This window comes from Ramlibacter tataouinensis, assembly GCF_001580455.1.
GTDB lineage: Bacteria > Pseudomonadota > Gammaproteobacteria > Burkholderiales > Burkholderiaceae_C > Ramlibacter > Ramlibacter tataouinensis_B.
Window position 1 is genome coordinate 2464206 of the sequence record NZ_CP010951.1, and the last position, 14028, is coordinate 2478233.

The window sequence follows — 14028 nt, forward strand, 5'->3', positions numbered from 1 at the left end:
CGGCGCCAGCGCAGCTGCAAGAAAAAAGGGACCGGTGCGGTCCCTTTTTTCGTTCTGGGCCTTCGTTCAGTTGGGCGCGAAGCAGTAGAAGCGCCCGGCGCCGCCAACGCGCACCAGCGCCTCCTGGTTGCATCCGGGTGTCTGGTGCGAGAAGTTCCAGGATGTGGACCAGCTGTCCTGGGTCGGTCCGAGGCGGTCGTGGTGGCCGACGATGGCCGAGCCGTCCGGCCCGTTGAACTTCCAGGCCCGGCAGCTGGTGTCGGTATGCGGCGCGAAGGCCGTGCCGTCCGAGCGCGAGCCGGTGAGGATGTCGTGCTCGAAAGTCGGCCCGTCGCCGCGCGCGGGCACCCTGTTGCCGCGTTCGTCCAGGGCTGTCTCCTTGTTGATGCTGTTGACGCTATGCAGCTGTTCCACGTCGCGCGCGATCAGCGCCCCTTTGGCGTTGAACCACGGACCCTTGCCGATGCGCTCGCGCGCATTCACAGCAGGCACGGCCGGGTTGGTGCCGGATGCCGTAACGTTCGGCACGCTCAGGTAGGCGCGCCAAGTCCGGTTGCCGGCGCCGGCAGCGGTGGCCAAGCGCTGGCAGTGCGCATCGGCGCCCTCGATGCCACCGAGATCCCCGCCCTTGCCGCTGCCTGCGCTGGTGATGAAGAAACTCATCGGACCGGTGGGCGCGGGCGGGGTCGAGCTCGAGCTCGAGCTTGAAGTCGAGGGGGAGGTGCAGGCAGCCACGAGCGTGAGTGTGGCGGCGGCGACAGAAATTGCGGCGAGCTTGTTCATGGCAGGTCTCCCGGTGCGCTGTGAATCCCTCGATTCTGGAAAAGCCGCTGTCGCCGCTGGCGATTCCAAGGGTTCTTCCCTTGGGGACCTTCCCCAAATGGGTCTTCCCTTAAGGGTTCTTCCTGCGGACCTTCGTCGCCATGGGCTGCACTCCTAGAATGCGCCGATCACCTCAGGAACACGCGCATGGCCAGCACCAATCCCCGGCAATACGAACCCAGCCCCGCACGCAAGGTCGCCTTCCTTGGCTTGGGCGTGATGGGCTTTCCCATGGCCGGGCACCTGGCGCTGGCCGGGCATGAGGTGACGGTCTACAACCGCAGCGCGGCCAAGGCCCGGGACTGGCTCAAGGAGTTCAAGGGCCGCGCGGCGCCGACCCCGCGCGAAGCGGTCGCGGGCTGCGACTTCGTTTTCTGCTGTGTCGGCAATGACGACGACCTGCGCTCGGTGGTCCTCGGCGAACTCAGCGCCCTGGCCGGCATGAAGCCGGGCACGGTCTTCGTGGACCACACGACCGCCTCGGCCAATGTGGCGCGTGAACTGGACGGCATGGCGCAGAAGCTGGGCCTGAAATTCATCGACGCCCCGGTGTCGGGCGGCCAGGCCGGTGCGCAGAACGGGATGCTGACCGTGATGTGCGGCGGCGAGCCCGCCGCCTTCGATGCCGTGAAACCGGTCGCGATGGCCTATTCGCGCGCCTTCACGCTACTCGGCCCGAGCGGCGCGGGACAGTTGACGAAGATGGTCAACCAGATCGCCATCGCCGGGCTGGTGCAGGGCCTGGCCGAGGCGATCGCCTTCGGCCAGAAGGCCGGGCTGGACATGCCGCAGGTGCTCGAGGTCATCGGCAAGGGTGCGGCCCAGAGCTGGCAGATGGACAACCGCGGCAAGACCATGATCGACGACAAGTTCGACTTCGGCTTCGCCGTGGACTGGATGCGCAAGGACCTGGGCCTGGTGCTCGAGGAAGCCAAGCGCAACGGCGCGCGGCTGCCGGTCACGGCGCTGGTGGACCAGTTCTATGCCGACGTGCAGGCCATGGGCGGCCGGCGCTGGGACACCTCCAGCCTGATCAAGCGGGTGCGATAGGGACCGGGGCTGCGGCAGGGCAGCCCCAGGGCCTGCGTTTCAGCGCGCGGGCGGCAGCGGCGTGGCCGTCACCGACGAGGTCGACGCCGGGGCGGTGGTGACTGCCGGTGCCGGCACCGGGGTCGCCTGGGCGGAAGTCGCGGGCGGCGGCGCGACGCTCGCGGGCGCGCGGGAAGCGGCCGTCACCGGCACGGGTGCGACGGTGGTGTGCGGGGCGATGCTGCGCAGGTCTTCTTCGGTGATGAGTTCGAAGATGCGCACCACGCGCTGCGTGCCGCCGACGGTGCGGGCCAGATCCGTCGCCCGGTCGGCTTCGCGCTGGGTGACGCGTCCCATCAGGTACACGGTGCCGCGCTCGGTCACCACTTTGTAGGCGCCGACGTAGAGGTCGCTGGCATCCACCAGCGATGCCTTCACCTTGCCGGTGACGATGGTGTCCGAGGAGCGCTGGGTCAGCGTGGTGGCGGTCATCACCGCCAGTTCGTTGACGATGCCCTTGACGTTCTCCACGCGCGCCACCGCCTGCTCGGCGCGCTGCTTGGCCTGCTCGTTCGGTACTTCGCCGGACAGCAGCACCTGCCGGTTGTAGCTGGTGACGTTGACATGGGCGCGGTCGCCCAGCGCCTCGCGCACACGGCCGGCGGCGCGCAATTCGATGGCTTCGTCGTCCAGCTGCGCGCCCGAGCTGCGCCGGTCCACGGCCACCATGGCGCCCACGGCGGCGCCGCCGATGACCAGCGGCGCGCATGCGGACAAGGCGCCGGCCAGGGACAGGGCGGCCAGGGCCACCAGCAGGGGTTTGCGGTTCATCGTCATGTAGGGGTTTCCTGATCTCCGAGTAGTTGAGCGTCCACGCCGTCGCAGATGCAATGCAGTGCGAGGATGTGGACCTCCTGGATGCGCGCCGTGCGTTCGTGCGGCACGCAGATGTGAACATCGGTTTCGCGCAGCGCCGCACCCATCTTGCCGCCGCCGCGGCCGGTGAGCGCCACCACGGTCATCTCGCGCTCGTGCGCCGCTTCGATGGCGGCCAGCACGTTGGCGGAGTTGCCGCTGGTGGACAGGGCGAGCAGCACGTCGCCGGCCTGTCCGAGCGCGCGCACCTGCTTGGCGAACACGCGTTCGTAGTCGTAGTCGTTGGCGATCGCGGTGAGGATCGAGCTGTCGGTGGTCAGCGCGATGGCGCCGAGTTCCGGACGTTCGCGCTCGAAGCGGCCGACGAACTCCGCGGAAAAGTGCTGCGCGTCGGCGGCGGACCCGCCGTTGCCGCAGGCCAGCACCTTGCCGCCGCTGGTGACGCAGGCGAGCACCGCCTGGACGGCCGCCGCGATGGGTTTGCTCAGCGACTGCGCGGCCTGGTACTTGAGGTCGGCACTGTCGATGAAGTGCTGTTGGATGCGCTGTTCGAGCATAGCCGGGGAATGATAACTCGGCAGTTACGGGGCTCAGGCTTCAACTTAGGCGCAAATCGCCGCAATAAAGCAGTTGGTTACCATCTGCCGGGCCGGAGCGCACCGCCAGCGCATGCGGGCTCGCGCGCAGCGTGTTCGCGCCGACCGGCAGCGTGTTGCGCACCGTCCAGAGGCCCGAGGGTTCGCGATAGCCGAGGACGCGGCGCGTGGCTTCCGCCGTGGCCGGCCCCAGGCTGCCGCAGGACCCCTGGTGCAGATAGGTGTACAGGTGCATGGGCAGGGTCATCCCGTTGGCCGGGGGCACCTGCACCACCACGTCGGTGCTGTCGGCGCGCAGCACCAGGTGGGCGTGGCCGGCACGGCTCGTGGTCGGCGAGTTGCCCTGCAGGTCCACGCGCGCCATCGGCGGTCGCGGTGAAGGGTCTGCGGCGGGCGGTGCCTCCGCCGCATGCGCGCACAGCGTCGCGGCAATCGCCACCAGCCCGGCGGACATTGAAGTTCCACGGTTCATAGGGTCTCCTGCCATCAAATCGGCCGCAGCCTCGCCGCGGCGCAAGGCACATGTTCGGCCGCCGTCCGCCGGCGGGCAAGCTCAACGCTGTCGCTGTCTATGACGCGTCGAAGGCGGCGCGCAGCCAGCGGACTTCGCTGCCTTCGACGGTCACCACGTCGAAGCGGCACGGCGGCGGGCTGGCCAGCCGCAGCAGGTAGTGGCGGGCGGCGAAGACGATGCGGCGCTGCTTGCCCGCATTCACGCTGGCGGCTGCGCCGCCGAAGTCGCGGCGGGCGCGCTGGCGCACTTCCACGAAGACCAGCGTGCCGTCGCGTTCGCGCATCACCAGGTCGATTTCGCCGCCGCCCCGGCCCGGGGTCCGATAATTGCGCGCAAGCAGCGTCAGCCCGCCGGCGGCAAGGTGCGCCAGCGCGCGGTCCTCGGCGGCATCGCCGGACTGCTTGGTGGTGACGGGCTCCTTCCTGCGGGGAATTTCCATTGAGCGCTTCTTTTGCTTCGGCCCTGGCGGGCGCGCGCGATGCGGCGGCTGCGCAGCATTATCCGCAAGGCGCGCTCTACGTCATGGCCACGCCGATCGGCAACCTGGGCGACATCAGCCTGCGGGCGCTGCACGTGATGCAGATCGCCGATGCGCTGGCCTGCGAGGACACCCGCCACACGCAGGCGCTGCTGCGCGCCTACGGCATCGACAAGGCAAATTGGATCGCGGTGCACCAGCACAACGAAGCCGAGGCCGCGCAAGCGGTCGTCGAGCGCCTGCAGCAGGGGCAAAGGGTGGTCTATGCCAGCGACGCCGGCACACCGGCCGTCAGCGACCCCGGCGCGCGCCTGGTCGCTGCCGTGCGTGAAGCGGGGCGGCCCGTGGTGCCGCTGCCGGGCGCGAGCAGCGTCACCGCGGCGCTGAGCGTGGCCGGCGCGGTGGCCGAGGAGGCGAGCTTCGTGTTCGCCGGCTTCCTGCCCGCCAAGGCGGGCGAACGCGAGGACGCGGTGGCCGCTCTCGCCGCGGAGCCGCGGGTGGTGGTCCTGATGGAGGCGCCGCACCGCATCGACAGCGCGGCGCGCGCGCTGGCCGCGCTCGGCGGCCGCCACCTGACAGTGGCGCGCGAGCTCACCAAGCAGTTCGAGGAAGTGGCGACCCTGGAGTGCGCCGCCCTGCCCGCCTGGCTGCAAGCCGACCCGCAGCGCTCGCGCGGCGAGTTCGTGCTGGTGCTGCACGCGCAGCCGCTGGCCCGCGCCGCCGACGAAGGCACGCGGGTGCTCGCCGTCCTGCTGCAGGAGCTGCCGGTCAAGAGCGCCGTCAAGCTCGCCGCCGAGATCACCGGCGCGCCGCGCAACGAACTCTATGAGGCGGCGCTGAGGATCAAGGGCGGTAAAGCGCCCCCACCCTGACCCACTCCCGGTGGGTAAGGGAGCCAGAAAGAAACGCCCTCCCCCTCCGGGGGAGGGCAGGAGTGGGGGCGCTGGTCTCAGATCACCAACGGATCCACATCCACGGCCCAGCGGATCAGCCCCTTGCTGCGCGCGGCTTGCAAGATCGGCTGCCAGCTCGCCAGAAAGCGCTGCAGCGCCAGGCGCGAGCCGCTTTCGACCAGCAGCTGGGCGCGCTCGACATTGGCCACCCGCTGGATGCCGGCCGGCACCGCCGAATAGATCGTCACCTGGCCGGCATCGGGCAGCTGCTGCGCGCCTTCGGCCGCCGCGCTCAGGAAGGCCTGCGCGACTTCCTGCGTCCTCGCTTCGGCGCGCAGCAGCGCCTGGAAGCCGCAGGGCGGCATGCCGGCCTGCTCGCGCTCCTTGAGCTGCTGCGCGGCGAAGGCGGGGTAGTCGTGCCGGCGCAGGGCGCCGAACAGCGGATGCTGCGGATGCCAGGTCTGCACCCACATCTCGCTGTGGCCGGCCTGCGCGGCGTCGCGCCCGGCCCGGCCGGCAGCCTGCATCAAGAGGGCGAACAGCCGCTCGGGCGCGCGGAAATCGCTGGAGAACAGGGCGGCGTCGGCGTTGAGCGCAGCCACCAGCGTGATGCGGCGGAAGTCGTGGCCCTTGGTCACCATCTGGGTGCCCACCAGCACGTCGACCTCGCCGGCATGCATGTCGGCCAGCTGGCGCTCCAGCGAACCCTTGGCGCGCGTGCTGTCGGCGTCCATGCGGGCGATGCGCACCGGTGCGCCGCCGGGCCGCGTCACGCCCGCCAGCAGTTCCGCCAGGTGTTCCTCGATGCGCTCGGTGCCGCGGCCCACGGTGGCGATGTCCACGTTGCCGCACTCCGGGCAGGCGCGCGGCACCCGCTCGCTCCAGCCGCAGTGGTGGCAGCGCAGGCTGCGGTCGTTCTTGTGGAACACGCGGTAGGCGCTGCAATGGGGGCACTCGCTTTTCCAGTCGCAGGCGCTGCAGGCCAGCACCGGCGCGTAGCCGCGGCGGTTGAGGAAGACCAGCGACTGCTCGCCGCGGCTCAGCCGCTGCTGGATCGCCTCCAGCAGCGGCGGCGACAGGACCGCACGCTTGGGCTGCAGGTTCATGTCCACCAGCCGGACCTGCGGCAGCGCGCCCTGGCCGACCCGCGAGGGCATGTCCAGCCGCCGGTAGCGGCCCCGGTCGGCGGCCTGCCAGCTTTCGAGCGACGGGGTCGCCGAGCCCAGGACCACGGCCGCGCCTTCGTTGCGCCCGCGCCAGACCGCGAGGTCGCGCGCCGAGTAGCGGGCGCCTTCCTGCTGCTTGTAGCTCGGGTCGTGCTCCTCGTCGACCACGATCAGGCGCAGCTGCGGCATCGAGGCGAACACCGCCATGCGCGTGCCCAGCACGATGCGTGCGCTACCCATGTGCGCGGCCATCCAGCTTTTCAGCCGCTGCGGGTTGGTCATGCCGCTGTTCATCGCCACCACCGCCGCTTCGCCGAAGCGCTCGGTGAAGCGCGCCGCCAGCTGCGGCGTGAGGTTGATCTCCGGCACCATCACCAGGGCCTGCGCCTGCGGCTCGCGCGCGAACAGGCGCTCCACGGCCTGCAGGTATACCTCGGTCTTGCCGCTGCCGGTCACGCCGAACAGCAGGTGGGTGCCCGCGCTGTCCTCGAGCGTCGCCAGTGCCGCCTGCTGTTCGACGGTGAGCGCCGGGCGCTGCGCGCAGGGCGCGCTCGCGCCGTCGGCGGGCGCGCGCTTCAGGCGCCGCGCGAGCTGGGTGGCATCCAGCGCGCGCAGCTGCGGCGGCAGTGCCGCCAGCGCGATTTCGCCCAGGCTGCGCTGGTAGTAGCCGGCGGCGAAGCCCACCAGCTGGCGCCAACCCGGTGCGAGCGGGGGCAGGCCGTCCAGCACGCCGGCGATCGGTTTGGGCTGGATGTCCGCCGGCGCCTCGGCCGCGTCCCACACCACACCCAGCACTTCGCGTCGGCCCAAGGGCACCCGCACCAGTTGACCGGAAGCTAGCGGCGACTCACTCACATAACTGAGGGTGCCCCCCAAGCTGCTGTGCGCGGGGGTGGGAACGACGACCGAAACCAGGGTTCCCACCTTCAGTCCCCGGGCTTCAGTGTTTCTTCAAGTAAGCCCGCTAAGTCTTTGATTTCGCAAGCTTTTGCGCAGAATCCACAATTCCTGTGGATAACTTTGTTGATACACGGGCCGTCGAGCCCGGCCTGCCCTGAAAAATCAAGGAGTTGGACGCGTTTCCGGAAAAAATCTCCTGGCAGGAACTTGTTCAAAATCAACGACTTAGCTGCGCTATCGGTTTTGTAGCGAATGGAGGCCTGTAAACCGCCCCGCTTCACCTTTTTTGTGCATAAGTGCAGCGCAGCAATATGCACATAGCTCTTCCGTAGTATTAAGTGGAATCCCTCGTGACAGCCGGGAGCTCATGCCGCACGCATCCGCTTGGAATGCTCGTGGACCGCGTCGACGAGCACCTTGACGTGCTCCGCCGGCGTGAATTGGCTGATGCCGTGACCGAGGTTGAAGATGTGCGTGGGTCCGTTGCCGGCGCCGCGATGGGGCGCGCCGAAACTATCGAGCACGCGCCGGGCCTCGCGCTCGACCTGCGCCGGCGGCGCGAACAGCACGGCCGGATCGAGGTTGCCCTGCAGCGCCTTGCTCGCCCCGGCGATCTCCCGCGCGCGGCCCAGGTTCACCGTCCAGTCCAGGCCGAGCACCTCGCAATCGAGCTGCGCCATCTCTTGCAGCCAAAGGCCGCCGCCCTTGGTGAAGACGATGCGCGGGATGTCCGCCCCCTCGTGCTCGCGCTTGAGCTGCGCCAGCACGCGCGCCGTGTAGGCCAGGCTGAATTCCTGGAACGCCCCATCGGCCAGCACGCCGCCCCAGCTGTCGAAAATCATCACCGCCTGCGCGCCGGCCTCGATCTGCGCGTTGAGGTAGGCGGCCACCGCCTGCGCATTGATTTCGAGCATGCGGTGCATCAGGTCGGGCCGGCCGTACAGCATGGACTTGACCAGCCGGTAGTCGTCCGAGCCGGCACCTTCGACCATGTAGCAGGCCAGCGTCCAGGGGCTGCCGGAAAAGCCGATCAGGGGCACGCGCCCGTTCAGGGCCTTGCGGATCGAGCTCACCGCGTCGAACACGTAGCGCAGCTTCTCCAGTTCGGGCACGCGCAGCGCCGCCACCGCGGCCTCGTCGCGCACCGGATGTGCGAAGCGCGGCCCTTCACCGAGGGCGAAGCTCAGGCCCAGGCCCATGGCGTCCGGCACGGTGAGGATGTCGGAAAACAGGATCGCCGCATCGAGTTCGTAGCGCTCCAGCGGCTGCAGCGTGACTTCGGTCGCGAAGTCCACGTTGGTCGCCAGGCCCATGAAGCTGCCCGCGCGGGCGCGGGTCTCGCGGTACTCGGCGAGGTAGCGGCCGGCCTGGCGCATCAGCCAGACCGGGGTGTGGGGGGTCGCCAGGCGCCGGCAGGCGCGCAAAAAGCAGTCGTTCTCAAGCGGCGCGAAAGTCATGCCCGAATTGTCGCAGGCGCCCGCCGGCCCCTATGATTCCGCGGCGATGGACAGCAACTTCGAACAGGCCAAGAACTTTTTCCTGCAGGGCGTGCAACACTTCGAGGCCGGGCGCTTCGAGCAGGCCCAGCTCCAATTCGTGGCGTCGCTCTCGCTGGTGCCGGGGCGCCCCTCGACGCTGATGAACCTGGGCGCCACGCGGATCCGGCTGGGCCGGTTCGAGGACGCGGCCGAGGTGCTGGAAGAGGTCGTGCGTGCTGAACCCGCGGATGCCGAGGCGCTCGGGCACCTCGCCACCGCCCTGGCCGAACTCGGCCGGCACCGGCAGGCGCTGGAGCGCGTGGATACGGCGCTGCGCGTCGCGCCCGCAGTCGGCGCGCTCTGGACCCTGCGCGGCAACCTGCTGAAGGACCTGGGGCGGCCGCAAGAGGCCGCGCAGGCCTTCCAGAACGCGCTGGACCACGGCGGCGATGCCGAGCTCAATCGCTATTTCCTGGCCGGCCTGCGGGGCGACCAAGCGCCGGCCGCGCCGCCGCGCCGCTACGTGCAGGGTCTGTTCGACGGCTACGCCCAGGGCTTCGAGGACCACTTGGTGCAGGTGCTGCGCTACCGCGCGCCGGAAATCCTGGTGCGCGGCCTGGGCCCGCGCCGCTTCGACCACGTCCTCGACCTGGGCTGCGGCACCGGCCTGTGCGGCCAGCAACTGCGGCCACTCAGCCGGCGCATCACCGGCGTCGACCTGTCGGCCAACATGGTCGAACAGGCCCGCGCGCGCGGGGTGTACGACGAGGTGCTGCAGGCGGACCTGCTCGAAGCCCTGGCCGGCCGGCGCGCGCAGCACGACCTGGTGATCGCCGCCGATGTGCTGGTCTATGTGGGCGCGCTCGAGGCGGTGTTCGCTGCCGTCGGCGAAGCGCTGGTGCCGCAGGGTCTGTTCGCCTTTACCGTGGAGCTTGCCGATGGCACCGCGCCGATGGAGCTGCGCGCCAGCCTGCGCTATGCCCATTCGCGCGCCTACAGCGACGCGCTGGCGCGGCAGAACGGGCTCGAGCTCATGGCAAGCGCCCAGCATCCGATTCGCGAGGACCAGGGCGTCCCGATCGAGGGGCTGTTCGTGTGGCTGCTCAAGCCCTGAGTCGCCGCCGCTCGTCCGCGCGCTGCCCCCACTCCTGCCGCAGCCGCTTGAAGGTGGCCAGCGCCTGCCCCACCACCTGGTCCATGTTGTAGTACTTGTAGGTGGCCAGGCGTCCGACGAAGGTGACGTCGGCGGCGGCCTCGGCCAGCGCCTCGTACCGGCGATAGAGCTGCGCGTTCTCCGGCCGGGGCACGGGGTAGTAGGGATCGCCCTCGGCGCGCGGGAACTCGTACACGACCGCGGTGCTGGGGTGGCTCTGGCCGGTGAGGTGCTTGAACTCGGTGATCCGGGTGTAGCCGTGCTCGTTCGGATAGTTCACCGTGCCCACCGGCTGGAACTGCGCCTGCGGCAGCGTCAGGTGCCGGAACTCCAGGCTGCGATAGGGCAGCTTGCCGAAGCGGTGGTCGAAGTAGGCGTCGATCGGGCCGGTGTAGATCATGTGCCGCCAGGCCACGGCGCCTGCGACCTCGCGGAAGTCCGTTCCCAGCAGCACCCGGATGTTCGGGTGCCCCAGCATGTTCTCGAACAGCCGCGTGTAGCCGTGCAGCGGCATGGCCTGGTAGGTGTCGGTGAAGTAGCGGTCGTCGCGGTTGGTGCGGGCCGGCACCCGGGCCGCGACGCTGGCATCCAGCTGCGAGGGATCGAGCCCCCATTGCTTGCGCGTGTAGCCGCGGAAGAACTTGTTGTAGAGGTCGCGGCCAACCTTGCTCACGACCACATCCTCGGAGGTCCGCACGCGATCGACCCGTTCGGCCACGCCCGCCAGATAGTGCTCGACCTCCTCCGGCGACAGGTCCAGCCCATACAGCTTGTTGATCGTGTCGAGGTTGATCGGCACGGGCACCAGCTGGCCGTCGACGCTGGCGAGCACGCGGTGCTGGTAGGCGCGCCAGCGGGTGAACTGGGACAGGTAGCCGAAGATTTCGGCGGAATTGGTGTGGAAGATGTGGGGCCCGTAGGGATGGATGAGGATGCCTTCGTCGTTGAAGCGGTCGTGGGCATTGCCGCCGATGTGGCTTCTCTTTTCCACCACCAGCACGCGCAGGCCCAGCTGGCTGGCCAGCCGCTCCGCCAGCACGCTGCCGGCGAAGCCGGCGCCTACCACCAGGTAGTCGAATCCGGGGTCCTTGCTGATGTTGTCCATGAGCCAGCGCGCGTTCGGGCGCTGGGCAGTCTCACATGGGCCCCGGGGGTGGCGGCGTCGGCCAAGAGGCCCGAAACGGCGGCGTTCGCGCTTACGTCGCTCGACGCAGTGCCTGGTCGATGTCCCAGAGGATGTCTTCCACGTCCTCGATGCCGACCGACAGGCGGATCATGTCGGGGCGCACCCCGGCGCGCGCGAGCTCGGCCTCGTCGAGCTGGCGGTGGGTGGTCGAGGCGGGGTGGATCACCAGCGTCTTGGCGTCGCCGATGTTGGCCAGGTGGCTCAGGAACTCGCAGGCGTCGATGAAGCGCTCGCCGGCCCGGGCCGGATCGGCCGCCTTGATGCCGAAGGTCAGGATGCCCGAGGCGCCCGGCGCGCCGTCGATCAGCCGGAACTGCTTCTTGGCGAGCGCGTAGTGCGGCGAGCTGTCCAGGCCGGGGTAGTTGACCCAGCTGACCAGGGGGTGCTCGGCGAGGAACTGCGCGACGCGCAGCGCGTTGCGGCAATGCGCCTGCATGCGCAGGTGCAGCGTCTCGATGCCCTGCAGGATCAGCCAGGCGTTCAGCGGCGAAAGCGAGCCGCCGAAGGTGCGGTTCACTTCCATGCGCGCCTTCATGGTGTAGCCGAAGTCGCCAAAGGTCTCGTAGAACTTCACGCCGTGATAAGCGCGGCTGGGCTCGAGCATCTCGGGAAACTTGTCGCGTGCCAGCGGGCCGGCCCAGTCGAACTTGCCGGACTCCACCAGCACGCCGGCCATGGTCGTGCCGTGGCCGCCCAGGTACTTGGTGGCGCTGTGCACCACGATGTCCGCGCCGAAGTCAAAGGGCGTGCACAGGTAGGGACTGGCCACCGTGTTGTCGATCACCAGCGGCAGGCCATGCTCGTGCGCGATCTGCGCCACCGGCTCGATGTCGAACACATTCACCAGCGGATTGCCCAGCGTCTCGCCGTACAGGGCGCGCGTGGAGGGCCGGATGGCGCGGCGGAAGTTGTCCGGGTCCTGCGGGTCGACGAAGGTGGTTTCTATGCCCAGGCGGGAGAAGCCGATGCCGAGCTGACCGACGGTGCCGCCGTACAGCGTGCTGGCCGCCACGATGTGGTCGCCGGCCTTCAGGATCGCCAGCAGGGCGGTCATTTGGGCAGCCATGCCAGTGGCGCAGGCCAGGGCGGCGCGCCCGCCCTCGAGCGAGGCCACGCGCTCCTCGAGTACCGCCACCGTGGGGTTGCTGATGCGGCTGTAGACGTTGCCGAAAGTCTGCAGGTTGAACAGGCTGGCCGCGTGCTCGGCGGAGTCGAACACGAAGCTGGTGGTCTGGTGGATCGGCGTGGCGCGCGCGCCGGTGACCGGGTCCGGGGTGGCGCCCGCATGCACGGCGCGGGTGCCGAAACCGTACTCGTGGTCCTGGTCGCTGCTTGCCATCGCCGTCAGTAAAAGAGCTGGTGCGGCCGGCGCGAGGAGATCACCCGGGTGTTGACGCCGGCCCAGTTGAGCCCGCCGAACAGCCGCGCATGTTCGATCTTGACGCAGCGGTCCATGACGCTGTCCAGGCCGGCGGCGCGCGCCTTGGCGGCCGCGGCCTCGTTGAGGACGCCGATCTGCTGCCACAGGCACTTGGCGCCGATGGCGATCGCCTCGTCGGCGATCGGGCCGATCTCCTCGGTGCGGCGGAAGCAGTCGACCAGGTCGATCCCCACGCCTTCCCGGGCCAGCGCCTCGGCCGCAGCGCTCAGGCTGGGGTAGCTGCGTTCGCCCAGGATCTTGCTGGCCGTCGGGTTGACCGGCACGATCCGGTAGCCATGCGACTGCATGTACTTGGCCGCGAAGAAGCTCGGGCGATGCCATTGGGGCGACAGGCCCACCACGGCGATGGTCCGGGCCGCGCCCAGGATGCGGCGCAGCTCACTGATCGTGTTCATGGCGACCAGTCTAATGTCAAGTTCGTGAAAGCTGGGTCGCGCAGCATGGCCGGAGAGGGACCTCGCCCATGCTTTTCACGATCCTTGCGTTGTTCTCCACCGTGTTCGCCCTGGTGTGCATGGCGTATTTCATGCTGGGATCCCTGCCCCTGCTGGTGCTGAACCACGACACGCCGCTGGACTCGCGCTTCATCCGCGGCCTGTTCAATGTCTACTACCGCGCACTGCCCATCGTCGCCGGATTCGGTGCGGTGAGCTACGCGCTGGCGGGCAAGCCGGGGTTCGCGGCGGAGATGGCGGCGATCGGCGTCTTGACGCTGGTGGCGCGCCGATTCTTCCTGGCGAAGATGGATGCCGTGCGTGCCACGATGACGGCCACCGACGCCGATGCCATCGCCCGTTTCCGCCGGCTGCACATCGCCGGCATGGTGCTCAACGCCGCCCAGCTCCTGACGCTGGCCTTGAGCCTGACGCTGCTGCGGCTCTAGGCGCTCTTGTACTTGATCGAGCAGCCGTAGGGCCGCGTCGTCGCCTGCGAGACCGGCTTGCCGGCCATCGCCTCGCCGAGGCCCTGCTTCACGTAGTTGACGGCCTTCGGGATGTCGTCCGGGCTGCTCGAAGGGATGCTGTCGATGCCGCCCGCATACACCAGCCCGCCCTGCGGGTCGACGATGTACATGTGCGGCGTGGTGCGCGCGCCGTAAGCGCGGCCCACCGTGCCTTCCTCGTCCATCAGCGTCGCCGTGGGCCGGGCCTTCTTCTCCTGCTGCCAGGCGACGAACTTGCCGGGCTCCATGTAGTCCCAGGCGGTCTCGTTGGTGGAGTTGATCGACAGCCACACCGCGCCCTTGCCGATGGCGTCCTGCTGCGTCGCCTGCATGTTGCTGCTGTTGTAGTGCTTCTTCACGTACGGGCAACCGGGGTTGGTCCACTCCAGCACCACGTATTTGCCGCGGTAGTCGCTCAGCTTTACGGTCCGGCCGGTGGTGTCCTTCAACGTGAAGTCGGGCGCTGCCTGGCCCACCGCGGGTGCGGCCTGGGCCGCCGGCAGGCAGGCGAGGGCAGTCAGGGCCAGCAGGGCACGACGCAGCATGGCAGCAC

Annotated in this window: 15 protein-coding genes; 4 read left to right on the forward strand and 11 right to left on the reverse strand. The window is 69.4% G+C overall.

Annotation, left to right across the window (positions count from 1 at the left end; all coding sequences use genetic code 11):
• Window positions 1–66: 66 nt before the first annotated feature.
• Window positions 67–663: a hypothetical protein gene (locus UC35_RS11920; RefSeq protein WP_227820318.1), complete on the reverse strand. Its 597-nt coding sequence runs from the start codon at window positions 661–663 to the stop codon at window positions 67–69.
• A 144-nt stretch (window positions 664–807) separates the two neighbouring features.
• Here UC35_RS11920 and UC35_RS11925 point away from each other — a divergent pair, with 144 nt between their 5' ends.
• Entirely contained in the window at window positions 808–1872 is a 1065-nt protein-coding gene (locus UC35_RS11925; RefSeq protein WP_415752705.1) for an NAD(P)-dependent oxidoreductase, read from the forward strand.
• Between the two features lie 39 nt (window positions 1873–1911).
• On the opposite strand, the gene UC35_RS11930 is transcribed toward UC35_RS11925, so the two are convergent.
• The 4 genes from UC35_RS11930 to UC35_RS11945 form a co-directional block, all read right to left on the reverse strand.
• Window positions 1912–2682 carry a BON domain-containing protein gene (locus UC35_RS11930; protein WP_415752673.1) on the reverse strand — a complete coding sequence of 257 codons (771 nt, stop codon included), beginning with the start codon at window positions 2680–2682 and terminating at the stop codon, window positions 1912–1914.
• A gap of 2 nt (window positions 2683–2684) precedes the next feature.
• Window positions 2685–3284, reverse strand: coding sequence for a phosphoheptose isomerase (locus tag UC35_RS11935; protein ID WP_061499779.1), 600 nt, complete (start codon window positions 3282–3284; stop codon window positions 2685–2687).
• A 40-nt stretch (window positions 3285–3324) separates the two neighbouring features.
• Window positions 3325–3795, reverse strand: a complete 471-nt coding sequence (locus UC35_RS11940; RefSeq protein WP_145979408.1) for a hypothetical protein — start codon at window positions 3793–3795, stop codon at window positions 3325–3327.
• A gap of 97 nt (window positions 3796–3892) precedes the next feature.
• Complete coding sequence (locus UC35_RS11945; RefSeq protein ID WP_061499784.1) at window positions 3893–4276, reverse strand: YraN family protein; 384 nt, start codon at window positions 4274–4276, stop codon at window positions 3893–3895.
• On the opposite strand from UC35_RS11945, the gene rsmI reads away from it, so the two are divergent.
• Complete coding sequence (rsmI, locus tag UC35_RS11950; protein ID WP_061499787.1) at window positions 4276–5187, forward strand: 16S rRNA (cytidine(1402)-2'-O)-methyltransferase; 912 nt, start codon at window positions 4276–4278, stop codon at window positions 5185–5187. The two genes, UC35_RS11945 and rsmI, sit on opposite strands and share 1 nt — an antisense overlap.
• Window positions 5188–5264: 77 nt before the next feature.
• Here rsmI and UC35_RS11955 read toward each other — a convergent pair whose 3' ends face one another.
• Together UC35_RS11955 and hemE are read right to left on the reverse strand one after the other, a co-directional pair.
• Complete coding sequence (locus UC35_RS11955) at window positions 5265–7298, reverse strand: primosomal protein N' (RefSeq protein WP_145979409.1); 2034 nt, start codon at window positions 7296–7298, stop codon at window positions 5265–5267.
• A 341-nt stretch (window positions 7299–7639) separates the two neighbouring features.
• On the reverse strand, window positions 7640–8731 hold the full coding sequence (gene hemE, locus UC35_RS11960) for a uroporphyrinogen decarboxylase (RefSeq protein WP_061499789.1): 1092 nt from the start codon (window positions 8729–8731) through the stop codon (window positions 7640–7642).
• Here hemE and UC35_RS11965 point away from each other — a divergent pair.
• Window positions 8730–9866: a tetratricopeptide repeat protein gene (locus UC35_RS11965; protein ID WP_061499791.1), complete on the forward strand. Its 1137-nt coding sequence runs from the start codon at window positions 8730–8732 to the stop codon at window positions 9864–9866. The genes hemE and UC35_RS11965 overlap by 2 nt on opposite strands.
• Here the strand turns inward: UC35_RS11965 and glf are convergent.
• The 3 genes from glf to UC35_RS11980 all read right to left on the reverse strand — a co-directional run bounded on the left by glf (window position 9856) and on the right by UC35_RS11980 (window position 12927).
• Window positions 9856–11010, reverse strand: a complete 1155-nt coding sequence (gene glf / locus UC35_RS11970; protein ID WP_061499795.1) for a UDP-galactopyranose mutase — start codon at window positions 11008–11010, stop codon at window positions 9856–9858. The genes UC35_RS11965 and glf overlap by 11 nt on opposite strands.
• 91 nt (window positions 11011–11101) lie before the next feature.
• The gene (locus UC35_RS11975) at window positions 11102–12430 is read right to left on the reverse strand and encodes an O-acetylhomoserine aminocarboxypropyltransferase/cysteine synthase family protein (protein ID WP_061499798.1); all 1329 of its coding nucleotides are present in this window, start codon (window positions 12428–12430) and stop codon (window positions 11102–11104) included.
• 5 nt (window positions 12431–12435) lie between these two features.
• Window positions 12436–12927 (reverse strand): CoA-binding protein, encoded by a 492-nt coding sequence (locus tag UC35_RS11980; protein WP_061499800.1) that lies wholly within the window; start codon window positions 12925–12927, stop codon window positions 12436–12438.
• Window positions 12928–12995: 68 nt separating this feature from the next.
• Between UC35_RS11980 and UC35_RS11985 the strand changes: the two genes are divergently transcribed.
• Entirely contained in the window at window positions 12996–13415 is a 420-nt protein-coding gene (locus tag UC35_RS11985; RefSeq protein ID WP_061499804.1) for a hypothetical protein, read from the forward strand.
• On the opposite strand, the gene UC35_RS11990 is transcribed toward UC35_RS11985, so the two are convergent.
• The gene (locus UC35_RS11990; protein ID WP_061499807.1) at window positions 13412–14020 is read right to left on the reverse strand and encodes a thioredoxin family protein; all 609 of its coding nucleotides are present in this window, start codon (window positions 14018–14020) and stop codon (window positions 13412–13414) included. The genes UC35_RS11985 and UC35_RS11990 overlap by 4 nt on opposite strands.
• Window positions 14021–14028: the final 8 nt, after the last annotated feature.

What these genes read in the sequence shown, in the direction of transcription:
- UC35_RS11920 (WP_227820318.1), bottom strand. Translation starts at nt 663, where the DNA reads ATGAGTTTCTTCATCACCAGCGCAGGCAGCGGCAAGGGCGGGGATCTC.
- UC35_RS11930 (WP_415752673.1), bottom strand. Translation starts at nt 2,682, where the DNA reads ATGAACCGCAAACCCCTGCTGGTGGCCCTGGCCGCCCTGTCCCTGGCC.
- UC35_RS11935 (WP_061499779.1), bottom strand. Translation starts at nt 3,284, where the DNA reads ATGCTCGAACAGCGCATCCAACAGCACTTCATCGACAGTGCCGACCTC.
- UC35_RS11940 (WP_145979408.1), bottom strand. Translation starts at nt 3,795, where the DNA reads ATGAACCGTGGAACTTCAATGTCCGCCGGGCTGGTGGCGATTGCCGCG.
- UC35_RS11945 (WP_061499784.1), bottom strand. Translation starts at nt 4,276, where the DNA reads ATGGAAATTCCCCGCAGGAAGGAGCCCGTCACCACCAAGCAGTCCGGC.
- UC35_RS11965 (WP_061499791.1), top strand. Translation starts at nt 8,730, where the DNA reads ATGCCCGAATTGTCGCAGGCGCCCGCCGGCCCCTATGATTCCGCGGCG.
- hemE (WP_061499789.1), bottom strand. Translation starts at nt 8,731, where the DNA reads ATGACTTTCGCGCCGCTTGAGAACGACTGCTTTTTGCGCGCCTGCCGG.
- glf (WP_061499795.1), bottom strand. Translation starts at nt 11,010, where the DNA reads ATGGACAACATCAGCAAGGACCCCGGATTCGACTACCTGGTGGTAGGC.
- UC35_RS11975 (WP_061499798.1), bottom strand. Translation starts at nt 12,430, where the DNA reads ATGGCAAGCAGCGACCAGGACCACGAGTACGGTTTCGGCACCCGCGCC.
- UC35_RS11980 (WP_061499800.1), bottom strand. Translation starts at nt 12,927, where the DNA reads ATGAACACGATCAGTGAGCTGCGCCGCATCCTGGGCGCGGCCCGGACC.
- UC35_RS11985 (WP_061499804.1), top strand. Translation starts at nt 12,996, where the DNA reads ATGCTTTTCACGATCCTTGCGTTGTTCTCCACCGTGTTCGCCCTGGTG.
- UC35_RS11990 (WP_061499807.1), bottom strand. Translation starts at nt 14,020, where the DNA reads ATGCTGCGTCGTGCCCTGCTGGCCCTGACTGCCCTCGCCTGCCTGCCG.